Annotated in this window: 14 protein-coding genes and 1 pseudogene; 8 read left to right on the top strand and 7 right to left on the bottom strand. The window is 70.6% G+C overall.

All coding sequences use genetic code 11. The features are described 5' to 3' along the window. Positions 1 to 259: 259 nt before the first annotated feature. Positions 260 to 3,274 carry a bifunctional [glutamine synthetase] adenylyltransferase/[glutamine synthetase]-adenylyl-L-tyrosine phosphorylase gene (locus tag QR77_RS09675; protein ID WP_173476287.1) on the bottom strand — a complete coding sequence of 1,005 codons (3,015 nt, stop codon included), beginning with the start codon at positions 3,272 to 3,274 and terminating at the stop codon, positions 260 to 262. A 259-nt stretch (positions 3,275 to 3,533) separates the two neighbouring features. Between QR77_RS09675 and QR77_RS09680 the strand changes: the two genes are divergently transcribed. After that, on the top strand, positions 3,534 to 6,245 hold the full coding sequence (locus tag QR77_RS09680; protein ID WP_236710576.1) for a SpoIIE family protein phosphatase: 2,712 nt from the start codon (positions 3,534 to 3,536) through the stop codon (positions 6,243 to 6,245). Between the two features lie 9 nt (positions 6,246 to 6,254). On the opposite strand, the gene QR77_RS48450 is transcribed toward QR77_RS09680, so the two are convergent. After that, on the bottom strand, positions 6,255 to 6,932 hold the full coding sequence (locus QR77_RS48450) for an NAD(P)H-binding protein (protein ID WP_236710577.1): 678 nt from the start codon (positions 6,930 to 6,932) through the stop codon (positions 6,255 to 6,257). 100 nt (positions 6,933 to 7,032) lie between these two features. After that, a pseudogene (locus QR77_RS48455) lies at positions 7,033 to 7,185 on the bottom strand (NAD-dependent epimerase/dehydratase family protein); the annotation flags it as partial. Between the two features lie 101 nt (positions 7,186 to 7,286). On the opposite strand from QR77_RS48455, the gene QR77_RS09690 reads away from it, so the two are divergent. Next, the gene (locus tag QR77_RS09690) at positions 7,287 to 8,144 is read left to right on the top strand and encodes a GNAT family N-acetyltransferase (protein ID WP_107068912.1); all 858 of its coding nucleotides are present in this window, start codon (positions 7,287 to 7,289) and stop codon (positions 8,142 to 8,144) included. Positions 8,145 to 8,213: 69 nt separating this feature from the next. Here the strand turns inward: QR77_RS09690 and QR77_RS09695 are convergent, their stop codons facing one another. The 3 genes from QR77_RS09695 to QR77_RS09705 form a co-directional block, all read right to left on the bottom strand. Continuing rightward, complete coding sequence (locus QR77_RS09695) at positions 8,214 to 8,426, bottom strand: DUF397 domain-containing protein (protein WP_040020992.1); 213 nt, start codon at positions 8,424 to 8,426, stop codon at positions 8,214 to 8,216. Further along, positions 8,423 to 9,184, bottom strand: a complete 762-nt coding sequence (locus QR77_RS09700) for a helix-turn-helix transcriptional regulator (RefSeq protein WP_078877778.1) — start codon at positions 9,182 to 9,184, stop codon at positions 8,423 to 8,425. The genes QR77_RS09695 and QR77_RS09700 overlap by 4 nt, the downstream gene beginning before the upstream one ends. Positions 9,185 to 9,466: 282 nt before the next feature. Continuing rightward, positions 9,467 to 10,828: a glutamine synthetase family protein gene (locus QR77_RS09705; protein WP_040020998.1), complete on the bottom strand. Its 1,362-nt coding sequence runs from the start codon at positions 10,826 to 10,828 to the stop codon at positions 9,467 to 9,469. A 275-nt stretch (positions 10,829 to 11,103) separates the two neighbouring features. Here QR77_RS09705 and QR77_RS09710 point away from each other — a divergent pair, with 275 nt between their 5' ends. Next, complete coding sequence (locus tag QR77_RS09710; protein ID WP_040021000.1) at positions 11,104 to 11,466, top strand: hypothetical protein; 363 nt, start codon at positions 11,104 to 11,106, stop codon at positions 11,464 to 11,466. Between the two features lie 113 nt (positions 11,467 to 11,579). On the opposite strand, the gene QR77_RS09715 is transcribed toward QR77_RS09710, so the two are convergent. Beyond that, positions 11,580 to 12,086 carry a MarR family transcriptional regulator gene (locus tag QR77_RS09715; protein ID WP_040021001.1) on the bottom strand — a complete coding sequence of 169 codons (507 nt, stop codon included), beginning with the start codon at positions 12,084 to 12,086 and terminating at the stop codon, positions 11,580 to 11,582. A gap of 124 nt (positions 12,087 to 12,210) precedes the next feature. On the opposite strand from QR77_RS09715, the gene QR77_RS09720 reads away from it, so the two are divergent. The 5 genes from QR77_RS09720 to QR77_RS09740 all read left to right on the top strand — a co-directional run bounded on the left by QR77_RS09720 (position 12,211) and on the right by QR77_RS09740 (position 16,554). Then, positions 12,211 to 12,585, top strand: a complete 375-nt coding sequence (locus QR77_RS09720; protein WP_040021003.1) for a hypothetical protein — start codon at positions 12,211 to 12,213, stop codon at positions 12,583 to 12,585. 100 nt (positions 12,586 to 12,685) lie between these two features. Next, a complete protein-coding gene (locus QR77_RS09725) occupies positions 12,686 to 13,330 on the top strand; it encodes a DUF3105 domain-containing protein (RefSeq protein WP_040021005.1) in 645 nt (214 codons plus the stop codon). After that, positions 13,327 to 13,986 (top strand): DUF305 domain-containing protein, encoded by a 660-nt coding sequence (locus QR77_RS09730; protein ID WP_052488638.1) that lies wholly within the window; start codon positions 13,327 to 13,329, stop codon positions 13,984 to 13,986. Before QR77_RS09725 ends, QR77_RS09730 begins: the two co-directional genes overlap by 4 nt. A gap of 203 nt (positions 13,987 to 14,189) precedes the next feature. Next, positions 14,190 to 14,609, top strand: coding sequence for a CBS domain-containing protein (locus tag QR77_RS09735; RefSeq protein ID WP_040027617.1), 420 nt, complete (start codon positions 14,190 to 14,192; stop codon positions 14,607 to 14,609). 184 nt (positions 14,610 to 14,793) lie between these two features. Continuing rightward, on the top strand, positions 14,794 to 16,554 hold the full coding sequence (locus QR77_RS09740; protein WP_040021009.1) for an NAD+ synthase: 1,761 nt from the start codon (positions 14,794 to 14,796) through the stop codon (positions 16,552 to 16,554). The last annotated feature ends 297 nt before the right edge of the window (positions 16,555 to 16,851 follow it).

Consider the following 16,851-nt stretch of genomic DNA (forward strand, 5'->3'; position numbering starts at 1 on the left):
CCTCGTCCGGGCACGGGGGCGGGGGCGCCACGCGGGTGCGCGACGGAGGTTCTCGGCCTGCCGACGGCGGGGGTTCCTCCCCTTCCCGCGGCGGCGATTCTCGCGGCGGCGATTCCCGCGGCGGGGGCGCTTCGCCCGCCCACACCTCCGCGGCGACTCCGCGCACGCCCGCCACGCCCAGCCGCGCCCCGGCCTCCCCCACCCGTACCCCCGCTTCACCTCGGCGCGCCGCCCGTCCGGGAGAGACGCGCGGCGGCGCTCACGTGGTGCCGTAGAACAGCTCCTCCACGACCCCGCGCGCCCTGCGGGTCGTACGGCGGTAGTCGTCCAGCATGTCGCCGACGTGCCCGGGGCCGTAGCCCAGATAACGGCCCATCGCTCCCAGTTCCCGTCCGTCGGACGGGAAGGTGTCGCCGCTGCGGCCGCGTACGAGCATCACGCCGTTCCTGACCCGGGTCGCCAGGACCCAGGCCTCGTCCAGCGTCGCCGCGTCCTCTGCGGAGATCAGGCCGGCCTCGGCGGCCGCGGCGAGCGCCCCCCTGGTGCGGGTCGTGCGCAGCCCGGGGTGGGACCAGCCGTGCCGCATCTGGAGAAGCTGTACGGTCCACTCGACGTCGGACAGGCCGCCCCGGCCCAGTTTGGTGTGCAGGGTCGGGTCGGCGCCGCGCGGCAGCCGCTCGGTCTCCATCCGGGCCTTGAGGCGGCGGATCTCCCGTACGGACTCGTCGCTGACACCGCCTTCCGGATACCGCAGCGGATCGACGAGTTCGATGAAGCGGCGCCCCAGATCGGCGTCGCCCGCCATGGGCTCGGCGCGCAGCAGTGCCTGGCTCTCCCAGACGAGCGACCAGCGCCGGTAGTACGCGGCGTAGGAGGCGAGCGTACGGACCACCGGGCCGCTCTTGCCTTCCGGGCGCAGGTCGGCGTCGATCATCAACGGCGGCTCCGAGCTGGGCACTTCGAGAAGCCTGCGCATCTCGGAGACCACGGCGGTGGCGGCCCGTGCCGCTTCGTGCTCGTCGACGCCCTCGCGCGGTTCATGGACGAACAGCACGTCGGCGTCGGAGCTGTAGGCGAGTTCGTGGCCGCCGAAGCGGCCCATGCCGATGACGGCGAACCGGGTGGGGAGTATGTCGCCCCAGCGGGCGCGTACGCCGGCCCGCAGGGCGCCGGCCAGGGTCGCCGCGTTCAGGTCGGTGAGGGCGTTGCCGACCCGGTCGACGAGTGCGCCGGGGTCCTTCTCTGCGGGGCTCTCCTCCGTACCGTACGAGCCGATGATGTCGGCGGCCGTGGTACGGAAAAGCTCCCTGCGCCGCATGCCACGGGTGGACCCGACAGCGCCCTCGGCGGTCTCGGCGCGGCCGACGGCGGCGATCACCTCCTGCTCCAGCGGTTCGCGGGCGCGCGGGGCGAGACCGTTCGGGTCGCCGAGCATCGACACCGCCTCGGGGGCGCGCAACAGCAGGTCGGGCGCGAACCGCCCCGCCGACAGCACGCGCGCCAGGTTCTCGGCCGCCGCCCCCTCGTCGCGGAGCAGCCGCAGGTACCAGGGCGTCCTGCCGAGCGCGTCGGACACCTTGCGGAAGCCGAGCAGTCCGGCGTCCGGGTCGGCCGAGTCGGCGAACCAGCCGAGGAGTACGGGCAGCAGGGTGCGCTGGATGGCCGCCTTGCGGCTCACTCCTGACGACAGCGCCTCCAGGTGGCGGAGCGCGGCGACCGGGTCGGCGTAGCCGAGGGCGCCGAGCCGCTGCCCCGCCGCCTTGGTGCTCAACCGGACCTCGCCTGGCGCGAGTTGGGCCACGGCGTCGAGCAACGGCCGGTAGAACAGCTTCTCGTGCAGCCGCCGCACCACCGAAGCGTGGCGTTTCCATGCCTGGTTGAGCTCGGCGACCGGGTCGCCGCGCAGCCCGAGCGAGCGCCCGAGGCGGCGCAGGTCGGCCTCGCCCTCGGGCACCATGTGCGTGCGCCGCAGCCGGAAGAGCTGGATGCGGTGTTCCATCGAGCGCAGGAAGCGGTAGGCCTCGTCGAGCCCGGCCGCGTCGGCGCGCCCCACGTAACCGCCGGAGGCGAGCGCGGCGAGTGCTTCGAGCGTCGAGCCGCTGCGCAGCGAGGCGTCGCTGCGGCCGTGCACCAACTGGAGGAGCTGGACGGCGAATTCGACGTCCCGCAGCCCGCCGGGTCCGAGCTTCAGCTCACGGTCTATCTCCCCAGGAGGGATGTTGTCGACGACGCGGCGGCGCATCTTCTGTACGTCGGGGACGAAGTGGTCCCGTTCGGAGGCCTGCCACACCAGCGGCGCGACCCCTTCGATGTACCGCGCGCCCAGCTCCGGGTCCCCCGCCACCGGGCGGGCCTTGAGCAGCGCCTGGAACTCCCAGGTCTTGGCCCAGCGTTCGTAGTAGGCGAGGTGGCTGGCGACGGTGCGAACGAGCGGCCCGTTGCGGCCCTCGGGGCGCAGGTTGGGGTCGACGGGCCAGATGGTGCCCTCGACATCGACCTCCGAGCAGATCCGCATGAGATGGGAGGCGAGGCGGGTGGCCGCCGCGATGGCGGGCCTGCTCTCGTCGGTGGAGTCGTCGTCACCTCCCTCCGGGGTGGCGCCGACGAAGATCACGTCCACGTCCGACACGTAGTTCAGCTCGTGTCCGCCGCACTTGCCCATCGCGATGACGGAGAGCCGGCAGGCGGCGGCGTCCTCGGGCGCCGCCGCCGAGGCGATCGTGAGCGCGGCGCGCAGGGTGGCGGTCGCCAGGTCGGCGAGTTCGGCGGCGGTCTGGGCGACGTCGGTCGTACCGCAGACGTCCCTGGCGGCGATCGCCAGCAGGCAGCGGCGGTAGGCGACGCGCAGCGAGACGGGGTCGGTGGCGCCGGCGAGGCCGCGTTCGAAGTCGGCGACGCCGGGGTGCAGGTCCGAGGACTCGTAGGTGACGAGGACCTGCCAGTCCTGCGGGTGCCTGGCCAGGTGGTCGCCGAGCGCCTCCGAGGCCCCGAGCACGCCGAGGAGCCGGTCGCGCAGGGGTTTCGCCGTCAGGAGGGTGTCCAGCAGCATCCGCCGGTCGCCGTCCTGCTGCGCCTCGGTCAGCCGGACGAGCGAACGCAGCGCGAGGTCGGGGTCGGCGGTCGCGCCGAGCGCGTCGAGGAGCAGTGGATCCGACCGTACGGCGGACATCTCGGGCGCGTCGAGGAACCGCTCGGCGGTCGAGGGGTCCGTGAAGCCGTGCCGCAGCAGGCGGGTGAACGTACTGCTCCTGCGCCCGGGCACCGGCACCGACATCGCCACGCTCCTGTCCGATCAAGGTCCGGATCCGAGGGTAGCCGCCGTGGCCGGCGGAAGAGCCGTCGCGTACGGGCTGCGCGGGGGCCGGAAAGCGGCCGGAGCGCGTCCGGAGAGCGACGGGAAACGGGTCCGGAGTGTCGCGCCGGGCGACCGGAGAGTCACACCGGGTGGAGCGGAGGGTCCACGTATCGAGACCAATATCGATGATTCCAGACAAGTTGGCCGATTATGCGATGCTTTTTATCAAGGCAACCGTATGACTGGAAGTAGCTGGGTCATGGTCCACTCGCACGGAGTCACGTCCGGCGGCTACCCGCCGGGAGTCACAGCCGACGGTGTCGCGCCCGCCGTCGGGTCCGGCACGACCGCACCCGTCATCCATCCGCCACGCCGCCCTGAGCCCTTCCCCGGCCTGACCGTATTCGGGCTGACCGAGTGCGCCCTCATGATGATCGACGAGAACACGGTCATCAGCGGCTGGTCGCAGGGAGCCGAGAACCTGCTCGGCTACCGGGCCTCCGAGGTCACCGGGCACTCGGCCGTCGGCCTGCTGGCGCCCGAGCGCCGGAGCGACTCCGACACCCGGCGCCTCTCGGCCGAGTCGCGCTGGCGGAGGAGGATCAGCACGCGGAAGCCGTGGACGGGCATGACGGACGTACGGCACCGCGACGGCACGCGGCTGCGCGTCAGCGTGGAGGCGGTCCCGCTGCGCGGCGAGGACGGCGCTTCGACCTGGTTCGTCTCCGTGTGCGCCATGTCGGGCGGGGACAGCAGTCCGGGCGTCAGCGCCTCCGTGATGCGCACGCTGCTCGACAGCGCACCGATCGCGCTGTCCGTCTGGGACCGCGACCTGACCTGCATCTGGCTGAACAGCTCGGCCGAGCGCAGCAGGGGCCCGCTGGGCAACCGCCGGATCGGCAACAACGTCCACGAGGCGCTGCCCGGCTTCGACACGGACGACGTCGCCTCGGTGATGCGGCAGGTGCTTCAGGACGGCGGGCCCGTACTCGACCACGAATTCGTCTGGAGCTCGCCGGACGGGCGCCAGGAACGCGTCTTCTCCTCGTCCCTCTTCCGCTTCGACGCGGAGGACGGCACCCCGCTGGGCATCTGCACCATCGGCGTCGACATCACCAAGAGCTGGGCGCGGGACCGGCTCGCCGTCCTGAGCGAGGCGGGCCGGCGCATCGGCACCACCCTGGACATCGCGAAGACGGCCCAGGAGCTGGCCGAGGTGGGCTGCCCGCTGCTCGCCGACTTCGTCACCGTCGAACTCGACGAGTCGGTGCCGCTCTCCGACAACTCACCCGAGCGGGCAGCGTCCGACGACATCGAGGGCGCGATCTTCCGCCGGCTGGGCGTGACGTCCCTCCACCCGGGCGTGCCCGAGGCGGCGTACGCGCGCGGGGAGGAGATCTACGTACCCCCGTCGTCCCCGATGTACGCGGTGCTGAAGTCCGGGAAGTCGCACTTCGAACCCGTACTGGACGTCGCCCCCGACGGCTGGCTCAGCGAGGACCCGCTGCGCGCCAAGAACGTCCGCGCGTTCGGGATGCACTCGGCGATGGTCATCCCGCTGAAGGCGCGCGGCGCCGTCCTCGGGATCGCGGTGTTCGTACGGACGATCAACAACACCCCCTTCACCCGCGACGATCTGCTCCTCGCCGAGGAACTCGCCGTGCGGGCCTCGCTGAACCTGGACAACGCCCGGCGCTACACCCGCGAGCGCGCGGCGGCGCTCGCGCTCCAGCGCAATCTGCTGCCCCGCCGGCTGTCGGGCGGCTGCGCGCTCGATGTGGCGTCCCGCTATCTGCCGACGGACTCGCACGAGGGGGTGGGCGGTGACTGGTTCGACGTGATCCCCCTGTCGGGCGCGCGGGTCGCGCTGGTCGTCGGGGACGTCATCGGGCACGGCATCAACGCGGCGGCGTCGATGGGACGGCTGCGGACCGCCGTACACACGCTCGCCGACCTGGACTTCGCCCCCGACGAACTCCTCGCCCATCTCGACGACCTGGCGGGCCGGCTGTCGGAGGAGCAGCTCGGCTCGGACGGCTTCCCGACCCCGGTCATCGGGGCGACGTGCGCGTACGCGGTGTACGACCCGGTGACCCGGATCTGCACCGTCGCGCGCGCCGGGCACCCACCGCCCGCGCTGGTGGATCCGGAGGGGCGCGTCACCTTCCCGGACATCCCGGCGGGGGCGCCGATCGGCTACGGCCTCGCGTCGTACGAGTCCGCCGAGTTCGAGCTGCCCGAGGGAAGCCTGATCGCCATGTACACCGATGGTCTGGTCGAGACACGGCACGACGACATCGATGTGGGCCTGCACGTCCTGGCGTCGGCGCTCGCGCGGCCCGGCACCGAACTGGAGGAGCTGTGCGGCGACGTCGTCGAAGCGACCCTCGCCCAGTCGAAGTTCGAGGACGACGCCGCGCTGCTGCTCGCCCGTACCCACGTCCTCGGTCCTGACCAGGTGATGAGCTACGACCTGCCCGACGAGCCGATGGCGATCCGCACCGCGCGCTCGCTGGCCGTGAAGCAGTTGTCCGCGTGGGGCCTCGGCCATCTGTGCAGGAATGTGGAGCTGATCATCAGCGAACTCGTCACCAACGCGGTCAGCCACGCGACGGGCCCGGTCCGGCTCCGGCTGATCCGGCACAAGTCGCTGGTGTGCGAGGTGTACGACGCCGACAGCAGGCTGCCGAGACTGCGTCACGCGCGGGTGACCGAGGAGTCGGGCCGGGGACTGCTGATGGTCGCCGAGCTGTCGCACCGGTGGGGGTGCCGCTTCACGCGGGACGGCAAGGTGACATGGGCGGAGGTCGAGATCCCGGTGCGGGCGGAGCGGTCGCTCGACGGGATGGAGGAGACGGACGGCATGGACGAGGTGGACGGCGTGGTCGCCTTCGGCGCGGACGGCGCGTGGGACGACGAGGACGCGTCGGTGGCCGAACGGAGCGCGTGAGGGCGGGGATTACGGTGTCGGCTGCGACTCCGGCACCGGGTCCGGCAGGAAGTCGGCGCGGTGCGTACGGGCCCACGCGCGGAACGTACGGGCGCGGTGCCCGGTGATCCGCAGCACGGAGTTGTTGACGGGCGTCGGCACCCCGACAGCGGCGGCTGAGGTGTCCAGCAGCGCCCGCAGAACCGGCTCCGGCATCCAGGACTCGCGTCGCTCCAGGGCCTGTTCGGGGGTGAGTTCGCCGACCGTGAGCGTCCTGCCGATCTCCTCGCCGAGCGCGGTGACGACGTCGCGCAGCCGCATCGACTCCGGCCCCGTGAGGATCTGCATCCTGCCCCGGTGTGTGTCACGGGTCAGCAGATCGGCGGCCACTTCGGCGATGTCGTCGGGGTGGATGGGGGTGAACTGCGCGTCGGGGAAGGCGAGATCGACACGTTCCGAGGTACGGACCTGCTCGCCCCAGTCCCGGAGCGCGTTGCCGGCGAGCCAGCTCGGGTAGAGCACGGTGTGCGGCAGGCCCGAGCGTTCCAGGGACTGTTCCATGGCGCGGTGGACCTGCCCGATGAGGGTCTTGTACTCGCGAGGTTCGTAGGAACCGGGCGAGGAGAGCAGCACGATGTGCTCGACGTCCGCGGCGCGGGCGGCGGCGAGGAAGCCGTCGACCGCGCCGCGTACGGGATAGAGGAACACCGTCTCGACGCCCCGCAGCGCCTCGCGCGCGCTCGCTGTCAGCGACGGGGTCGGTGAGGTCCAGGGTGACCGCCTCGACTCCCGGGGGCAGCTCCGCCGAGGCCGAGTTCCGGGCCGATCCGCGTACGTCGTGGCCCCTTCGGGCCAGTTCGGCGATGACACGGCGGCCGATGGCGCCCCGGGCACCGGTGACAAGGATGGTCATGTCGCTCCTGTTCGCTTCTGCCGAATTTAACCTTTGGAAACAAAGCATCTTTGCTTCAAAAGCTAAATCGCGAGACCGCCGATGTCAACCACCGGCAGCGGCCCCGGAATTCGGTGGCCCCCCGGCGGCCCGAGTGGTTGGGTGCCCGGGTGAACTCAGCCACCAGCGGGACGACCGCCGCTCTGCTCGACCACATCGACCGCTACCTGGACGGCCTGCCCCGCCGGGACGGGCGCGCGGAGGACTTCGGCCCGCTGACCCTGTTCGTACGCGGGAGCGCGGGCCCCGCGCTGCACGCACAGCCCACGCGCGGCTGGTCCGAGCGGGGCGGGCGGCGGGTGACCACCGCCGATGTCGAGGCGGTCCTGGCGCGTCAGCGCGCCCTCGGGGTGGCCCCGAGCTTCGAGTGGGTCGACTCGTCGGCGCCCGCGCTGCGCACGGCGGCCGAGGACGCCGGACTGAAGGTCACGGAGCGCCCGCTGCTGGTACTCCCGGCGGTCGCGCCGACCCCGACCGCCTTTGCGGGCAACGTACCTGAAGACGTATCAGTTCGGACTCTGACAGCGGACGACTCCCATCTGCCGAGTGCGGTCGCCGCCCCCCATCTGGCCTTCGCCGAGATCGGCACGCACGTGGGCGAGGCGGGCACCGCCGAACTGGCCGAGCGGGTCGGCACCCTCACGGCCGAGATCACGCGAACGGCGGACCGCGTCCGAGCGGGCCGCACCACCCTCGTGGCGGCCGTACGGAACGGCGCCGCCCTCAGCTCGGGACTCTTCCCCGGAATCGTGGAGGGCGTGACGGAGGTGTGCGCCGTGGGCACCCTCCCGGCCGCCAGACGCCAGGGCCTGGCGCTCGCCGTAACGGCGGCCCTGGTGGTACGAGCCCGCGAATCGGGCGCCCACACCGTCTTCCTGGGCGCCACGGACGCAACAGTCGCCCGCATCTACGCCAAACTCGGCTTCCGCCACATCGGCACCTACCTGGAGGCCGAACCCCCGGAGTAGCCCACGCGAACGGCCGCCCCTGAGCCGAATGCCCCGGGGCGGCCGTGATCAGATGTCGCGCCGAGCTGACTAGGCGCCCCTTCGGGCAAGGGCGACCAAGCCCGCGAAGCCCTGGGAGGTGAGCATGAGAACCGGACCACAGGGGTTCTTGCTGTCACGGACCGGCACCACACCATGGGCGGAGGCGTACGAGGGCGACCATTCCACGCAGTTCCCACCTTGACCATCGCTGTAGCTGCTCTTGACCCACCGCATGGCGAGCGGGCCCGAAGTGATGCTCATTTCGCGTGTTCCTCCATGATCGAGTGGATCAGTCGCAGGGACCGGACCTCCGGTTCTGCCGCCGCGCGCAACCGCTCGTACGTGGCCGACCACGAACGCACTGCCGCCGGAGAGTCGTTCACCTGCCCGTGTCCCGTTGTCTCCGAGTACAGGACCATGTCCCCAGCGTCCTGCGTAAGGAGAATAAACGACAGGCCGGAGGCGGGGGCACCGGCGGTGAAGGGCAGAACTTGCAAGGTGATGTGAGGATTTGTTGCTGCGGCAAGCAGGTGCTGAAGCTGGCCCACCATGACTGACGGGCTCCCGACCTCCTGCCGTAGCACCCACTCCGACAGGATGACCCACAACAGCGGAGGCTTGTCCCGCTCCATGAGTTCACGGCGCCGCATCCGAGCCTCCACGCGGCCCCTGATCTGCGTATCGCTCTCGCGCGGATGGGCGGCGCGGAAGACGGCTTCCGCGTACTCCGGGGTCTGAAGCATGCCCATGACGAAGGAGTTGGAGTAGTCACTGATGACCGACGCCTCGCTCTCCAGTTTCATGTACGGGATGAACCAGCCCGCGTGGCCGCGTTCGCTGACCCTGTGCCGCAACCGGACGAACGACCCAGGTGTGCCGAACACCTGGTCACACACCTCGGCGAACCTGAGGGAAGCGAACCGCGAGCCTCCCTCCACCCGCGTCACGTAGGTGCGTTCGAAGCGTGCGGCATCTGCCAGTTCCTGCTGCGAGAGCCCCTTGTGCTTGCGGGCATACATGACCTCTCTGCCGAAGTACGCGGCCCCGTCTTCGGGCTCCTCGATTTCTTCCGTGTCGTCCGCGACGTCCGCCGCCAGTTCCGCCGTTCCCAATTCGCTCACGCGTTCAACTCCTCAGCGCCGCGATGCCGTTGGGACACGATTTTCCCTGTTGACACGCCATGTCGAAGATGAAACATGGAAATGGCAGTCTTTTGGGTTACCCGAAGCCAGGGGCCGACGGTTCGTTTACCGTCGGCCCCATGGAAGTTCTGCCGGGATACCCTCGTCAGCCTGCGGTTGTCACAACACCGGGAGGTTTTTCCGCAGTTCGAAGGCCGTGACCTCGCTGCGGTACTCCTCCCACTCCTGCTTCTTGTTGCGGAGGAAGAAGTCGAAGACGTGCTCGCCCAGGGTCTCGGCGACCAGTTCGCTGCGCTCCATCAAGGAGATCGCCTCACCGAGGTTCTGCGGGAGCGGTTCGATGCCCATCGCGCGGCGTTCGGCGTCGGAGAGGGCCCATACGTCGTCGTCGGCGCCCGCCGGGAGTTCGTAGCCCTCGTCGATGCCCTTGAGGCCGGCCGCGAGCAGGACCGCGTACGACAGGTACGGGTTGGCGCCCGAGTCGATGGAGCGGACCTCGACGCGCGCCGAGCCCGTCTTGCCCGGCTTGTACATCGGGACGCGGATCAGCGCCGAGCGGTTGTTGTGGCCCCAGCAGATGTACGAGGGGGCCTCGCCGCCCGAGCCCGCCGTGCGGGTGGAGCCGCCCCAGATGCGCTTGTACGAGTTGACCCACTGGTTGGTGACCGCCGAGATGTCCGCGGCGTGCTTGAGCAGCCCGGCGATGAACGAGCGGCCGACCTTGGAGAGTTGGTACTCGGCGCCCGACTCGTAGAACGCGTTGCGGTCGCCCTCGAAGAGGGAGAGGTGGGTGTGCATGCCCGAACCGGGGTACTCCGAGAACGGCTTGGGCATGAAGGTGGCCTGCACGCCCTGCTCCAGCGCGACCTGCTTCATGACCAGGCGGAACGTCATGATGTTGTCGGCGGTCGAGAGCGCGTCCGCGTACCGCAGGTCGATCTCCTGCTGGCCGGGGGCGCCCTCGTGGTGGCTGAACTCCACGGAGATTCCCATGGATTCGAGCATGGTGATCGCCTGGCGGCGGAAGTCCATGCCGACGTTCTGCGGAGTGTGGTCGAAGTAGCCGGAGTTGTCGGCCGGGGTGGGGACGCTGCCGTCGAGCGGCTTGTCCTTCAGCAGGAAGAACTCGATCTCGGGGTGGGTGTAGAAGGTGAACCCCAGGTCCGAGCACTTGGCGAGCATCCGCTTGAGGACATAGCGCGGGTCGGCGAAGGACGGCGAGCCGTCCGGCATCAGGATGTCGCAGAACATCCGGGCCGTTCCCGGGGCCTCGGCGCGCCACGGCAGGATCTGGAACGTACCGGGGTCCGGCTTGGCGATCATGTCGGACTCGTACACCCTGGCGAAGCCCTCGATGGCCGAGCCGTCGAAGCCCATGCCCTCGTCGAAAGCCTGCTCAAGTTCGGCGGGCGCGACGGCGACCGACTTCAGGAAGCCGAGCACGTCGGTGAACCACAGCCGTACGAAGCGGATATCGCGTTCCTCAAGCGTACGGAGCACAAATTCCTGCTGCTTGTCCATAATCCTGTCCTACCCATCCTTGCTGGTCAGGCCACCTGCTCCCATGCCGCGGAACACGCTGGGCACACGAGCATCCCACCACACGATTTCCGGCGCGTTGCGAACCCCGGTCCGATGCTTCGTACCGGGTGGATGCACGGCCCCTCGCCCATAGTGCCTGCTGGAGCGGGGGGCACGGAACTGCCGGGCAGCGTCGATCGCGCTGATCGCGATTGTTGAGCTCCCGCGCATCCGGGGGGTAAGAGTCCTCCGGGTGTGAACGGGAGGAACGAAAGATGAAGAGCAGCAAGTTCCGCGCGTCCTGCGTCGCGGGCCTGGTGACCACAGGCGCCGCGCTCAGCATGCTGGGTACGGCACCGGCCCGGGCAGCGACCTGGACCGGCGGATCGGTGTCCTGGAGCGCCAACGGCGAGCTGATAAAGGTCACCGACACGAAGGCCGACGGTTACTCCTTCGGGGTCACAGCGGCGGACACGAAGGTCCCGAACGTGGTGGCCGTGTGCAGGGTCACCGCGGGTGCCGGGCACTCGAAGACCTGTGACCTCTCGTACCCGGAGGGGCGGTCGATCCTGATCGTCGCCAGCCGGAAGAAGGGTGGCACCATCGAGCCGGGCGGGTCGGCCACGGTCCGTTCCTGACCTCTGGCGCCTCTGCCCTCGGGCGCCCCTGACCTCTGGCGCCCCTGGCCTCGGCGCCGCTTCGTACGACATGCTCGGCCCTGCCGCCCGTACGGGTGGCAGGGCCGTTCCCGTCACCCCCGCCCCGCGTACAGCTCCGCCTCCTCGCCGGGCGCCGCCGGCTCCCCGCCCGCCTCCGTGAACGCCGTCAGCGCGCCGACCAGCGCCGACCGCTGTCCCGGGGTCAGCCGCTCCACGATCGCCGTGATCTCGCGGCGGCGCGCCGCCGTGACGTCCTCGACCACGCTCCGGCCCTCCGGCGTCAGCCGCAGCATCGTCTCGCGTCTGTTGTCGGGGTTGCTCTGCCGGTCGGCCAGGCCCGCGGCGATGAGCCGGTCCAGCATCCGCATCGCGGTCGACGGGTTCACCCCGAGCCGCTCGGCCAACTCCACCAGCTTGGCGTCGCCATGGGTGGCGAGCACCACCAGGAGCCGGAACTGCGGCAGGGTCACCCGGTCGGCGACGGACCCCAGGGAGCGTACGGACACGGAGACCAGCAGCCGTGACGCCGCGAGCACCGCCCCGGTCACCGCGTCCACGTCGACCTCGTCGTCCGGAGTCGGCTCTGCATACTCGGCCATGCCTCTTTGTACCGTGCCCGCGCCCGGCTTGTATGCGGCTGTACCAGGTCCGTACGGCGCGATCCGGCCCCGCCCGGCGTCCCCTACTGCTGCCGTCCGGGTCATACGGCTACCATCGGCGCCCATGGGGGGACCGCGCCGCCTGCGCCGCACAGGCATCACGCGTTCCATGGCGCTGCTGAGCGCCATGGCGACGCTGCTGGCCGCGCTCTTCATCTGTACGGCGATGGACGACCCCGCCCCGCCGGCCGGCGGAACGGTGATCTCGCTCGCGGGCGCGGCGGACGCGCGGTACGACTGCCCGTACGACCGGGGCCACTGCGCGCTCTTCTCGCGGGTGAGTACGGCCGTACTCACCGTCCACCCGCCCACCGCGCCGCTCGCCGCCGACAGCGGCCCCCCGCGCCTCGAACACGCCCACGCGCGCGGCCGGGTGCTCAGGCCGGGCACGCGGGCCCGCGCCCCGGACCTCCATGTCCTTCAGGTGCTCCGGACCTAGGACGGGCGACATCCCCCACGTCGTCGTCCCCCACGTCGTCGTCACCCACGTCGTCGTCCCGATCCGCGGTTCCCGCCAGTTATTCGCAGAAGGACACACCATGGCCCAGAAGTCCAAGTCCCCGTCAGCCGAACGAAAAGCCCGAATAGAGGAGATGCGGCGCGCCCAGCACGCCAGCGAGCGGCGCAATCGCATCCTCACCATCGCCGTGAGCGCCGTCGTCGTACTCGGCCTCGTCGGGTTCGGCGCCTACGCGCTCAACAAGAAGTCGGACCAGAAGGCGGCCGCCGACGCGCCCATCAAGGGCGAGAAGGACTGGGACGCCGCCAAGCTCGGCCGGAACCACGTCACCGAGCAGGTCAAGTACCCCATGAAGCCGCCGGTGGGCGGCGACCACAACCAGGTCTGGATGAACTGCGACCGGGACGTCTACAAGGACGCGATCCCCGACATGAACGCGGTGCACGCGCTGGAGCACGGCGCGGTCTGGGTCACGTACAACGACAAGGCGTCCGCCGCCGATGTGAAGACCCTCAGCGACAAGGTCAAGAAGACCTCGTACTCGCTGATGAGCCCCTACAAGGACCAGGCCGGCACGATCATGCTCAGCGCCTGGGGCAAGCAGCTCAGCGTGAAGACCGCCGACGACCCGCGGGTGAACCAGTTCTTCACCAGGTACGTGCAGGGCCCGCAGACGCCTGAGCCGGGCGCGGCGTGCACCGGTGGAATGGACGCCCCCCAGTGAGCCGTACGAGCTGGGCCGCGATCTCCGCCGTCGTGCTGGCGCTGCTCTTCGCCGGTACGGCCACCGTGATAGCGGCCGGCCGCGACGGCGGCGCCGCCACCGCGAGTACCCCGTCGGCGACCTCCCCGGACGCGGGTTTCGCCCGTGACATGGCGGTCCACCACCAGCAGGCCGTCGAGATGTCCTTCATCGTGCGGGACAGCACGGACGACGAGGAGGTGCGCCGGCTCGCGTACGACATTGCCAACACCCAGGCGAACCAGCGCGGGATGCTGATGGGCTGGCTCGACATGTGGGGACTGCCCAAGACGGAGGCGGACCAGGCGCCGATGGCCTGGATGCCGATGGACGAGCAGATGGGTCCGGGTCACGCGATGTACCAGGCGCACGACGGCGCGCTCATGCCGGGCATGGCCACCAGCGCGGAGCTGGACCAGTTGCGGAAGGCGCGCGGCAAGCAGGCCGAGATCCTCTACCTCCAGCTCATGACCGACCACCACAAGGGCGGCGTGATGATGGCGGGGGCGTGCGCGAGGCAGTGCGCACCCGGCACGGAGCGGGAGCTCGCCAAGGGGATGGTCGTCTCCCAGGAGTCCGAGATCGCGCAGATGGCCGACCTGCTGAAGGAGCGGGGCGCGAAGCCGCGGGTCGCCTGAGGCCTGGAAGCGGTACGGGGACGGGCGGGGCGGGCGGGGAACGGCGCGAGTCGGCGGGGACGCCGTGCTCCCGCCCACCCTGGCCGCCCCGCCCGCTTCACCCGCTTCACCCGTTCGGCCGACAGCGGTCGCGTCACCCGAACAGCCTCGTCACGATGGGTGGTGGCTCGGGGCGGAGACCGTACGCGGGAGGTATGAGCCTGATGACCACTGCCAAGGACATGATGCACCCGGGGGCGCACTGGATCCCCGCACACGAGACCCTCGACCGCGCCGCGCAGCTCATGCGGAACCTGGATGTGGGGGCGCTGCCCATCGCCGACAGCGAGGAGCGGCTGATCGGCATCATCACCGACCGCGACATCGTCATTCGCTGTGTGGCCATGGGCCACGATCCGGCGCAGGTCACCGCAGGTGAGATGGTGCAGGGCACGCCGCGCTGGATCGACTCGAACGCCGAGGTCGGCGAGGTGCTGCGGGAGATGCAGAGCCACCGGATCCGCCGGATCCCGGTGATGGAGGACAAGCACCTCGTCGGGATGATCAGTGAGGCCGACCTGGCGCGCCATCTCGACCACGCGCAGCTCGCCATGTGGGCGGAGCAGATCTACGCGGACCGCTGAACCCGGCGGGGCATCGGCCCCGTGCCGTCGGCCCCGGCCACCGGCCACGGGGAGACGCCCCCTGCTGACGATCCCGGCTGACGGCGCCGACGGGTGTCCGGCGTATATCCGCGCATAACGGCGCCCGTCGGCCGGTCCCGGCGGCTCCTCCCATTGTGTCAGTCAGACGATTACACTGGAGGACGTGCCTCAACTACGCCTCGCTCTGAATCAGATCGACTCGACCGTCGGTGATCTCACCGCCAACGCCGAGGCGATCGTGCACTGGACCCGGCACGCCGCCGATCAGGGAGCGCACCTCGTCGCGTTCCCCGAGATGGTGCTGACCGGCTACCCCGTCGAGGATCTGGCCCTCAGGTCGTCCTTCGTCCAGGCCTCCCGCGACGCCCTGCGCGCGCTCGCGGCGCGCCTCGAAGCGGAGGGCTTCGGCGAGCTGCCGGTGATCGTCGGCTACCTCGACCGCTCCGAGAAGGCCCAGCCCCGGTACGGGCAGCCGGCGGGCGCCCCGCAGAACGCCGCCGCCGTGCTGCACCGCGGTTCGGTCGTGCTGAACTTCGCCAAGCACCACCTGCCCAACTACGGCGTCTTCGACGAGTTCCGGTACTTCGTGCCGGGCCACACCATGCCTGTCGTACGCGTCCACGGCGTCGATGTCGCCCTCGCGATCTGCGAGGACCTCTGGCAGGACGGCGGCCGGGTGCCGGCGGCCAAATCCGCCGGGGCCGGGCTGTTGATCTCCATCAACGCCTCACCGTACGAGAAGGCCAAGGACGACACCCGGCTCGACCTGGTGCGCAGGCGGGCCAGGGAGGCCGGCTGCACCACCGCGTATCTCGCTTCGATCGGCGGCCAGGACGAGCTGGTCTTCGACGGCGACTCGATCGTCGTCGACAAGGGGGGCGAGGTCGTCGCCCGCGCGCCGCAGTTCTCCGAGGGCTGTGTGGTCCTCGACCTCGACCTGCCCGCCGCGGCGGCCGAGCCGGCCACCGGCGTCGTCGACGACGGGCTGCTGATCGAGCGCGTCGTCCTGTCCGAGGAGCCGCTGCCCTCGTACGAGCCCGAGGTGGCCGGCGGCTACGCCGACCGTCTCGAGGACGACGAGGAGGTGTACTCGGCGCTGGTCGTGGGCCTGCGCGCGTACGCCGCGAAGAACGGCTTCCGGTCCGTCCTGATCGGGCTCTCCGGCGGCATCGACTCCGCGCTCTGCGCCGCCATCGCGTGCGACGCGCTCGGCGCGGCGAACGTGTACGGCGTCTCGATGCCGTCCAAGTACTCCTCGGACCACTCACGGGACGACGCGGCGGATCTGGCCCGGCGTACCGGCCTCAACTTCCGTACGTTCTCGATCGAGCCGATGTTCGACGCGTACATGTCGTCGCTGGAGCTGACCGGGCTGGCCGAGGAGAACCTCCAGGCGCGGCTGCGCGGCACGATGCTGATGGCGCTCTCCAACCAGGAGGGCCAGATCGTGCTGGCGCCGGGCAACAAGTCCGAGCTGGCGGTGGGGTATTCGACGCTGTACGGCGACGCTGTCGGCGCGTACGGCCCGATCAAGGACGTCTACAAGACGTCGGTCTTCCGGCTCGCGCGCTGGCGCAACCGCGCCGCCGAGGAACGCGGCCAGACCCCGCCGATCCCGGAGAACTCGATCGCCAAGCCGCCGAGCGCCGAGCTGCGCCCCGGCCAGGTCGACACGGACTCGCTGCCCGACTACGACGTGCTGGACCAGATCCTGGAGCTGTACGTCGACCGCGACCAGGGCAAGGACGCGATCGTGAAGGCGGGCTTCGACGACGAGATGGTCACGAAGACACTGCGGATGGTGGATGTCGCCGAGTACAAGCGGCGCCAGTACCCGCCGGGCACGAAGATCTCGGCGAAGGGCTTCGGCAAGGACCGCAGGCTGCCGATCACGAACCGCTGGCGGGAGACGGCGACGGAGTGACCTGAGCGGTACATGGGCTCGGGCGGGTCGGGGCCCCGTCGGCCGGCAAGTGCGGCCCGCCCGGTTCACGTGTGCGGCCCACCCGGTTCACACGTGCGGCCCACCCGGTTCACACGTGCGGCCCGCCCCCGCCCGGCGTAGCGTCGATTTCGTGCTATTCACGCTGGACGACCACGAACCGGGCACGTACGACTACGTTGTCGTGGGCGGCGGTACGGCGGGCTGCGTGCTCGCCGCCCGGCTGTCGGAGGACGGCGCGGCCCGCGTACTCATGCTGGAGGCGGGCGGCGAGCGGCC

The organism is Streptomyces sp. 150FB, assembly GCF_000818195.1.
Taxonomy (GTDB): Bacteria; Actinomycetota; Actinomycetes; order Streptomycetales; family Streptomycetaceae; genus Streptomyces.